Origin of the sequence: Halioglobus sp. HI00S01 (assembly GCF_001635445.1) — a bacterium.
GTDB lineage: Bacteria > Pseudomonadota > Gammaproteobacteria > Pseudomonadales > Halieaceae > Halioglobus > Halioglobus japonicus.
The window spans coordinates 1-217 of record NZ_LWEE01000004.1 but is presented as its reverse complement, the minus strand read 5'-3'; the positions used below and the strand labels follow the sequence as shown (position 1 = coordinate 217).

At 62.2% G+C, this 217-nt stretch carries 1 protein-coding gene; it reads left to right on the top strand.

The genetic code is table 11. The annotated features are described in order from the left end of the window. Positions 1 to 31 precede the first annotated feature (31 nt). The coding region (locus tag A3709_RS23530) for a hypothetical protein (RefSeq protein WP_197484026.1) at positions 32 to 217 on the top strand (186 nt) is incomplete at its 3' end.

Below are 217 nucleotides of genomic sequence, written 5' to 3'. Positions count from 1 at the left end.
TGCGTGTCAGACCACCAATGGCGCCTGTAGCGTGACCTGGACCAGCCAGGCTCCTCGCTTCCCCACGCTGCCAGAGAATCAGGAGCTGGTTCGCACCATCTATGATGCTGACTACGCTTGCCCCAGCCACAATGCCAACGGTGGCCCCTGCCCCGATGACCTGGGCTTCATCCGCGGCGCACGCTCCACCATTCTCGTAACAGCCATTGGTGAGGAG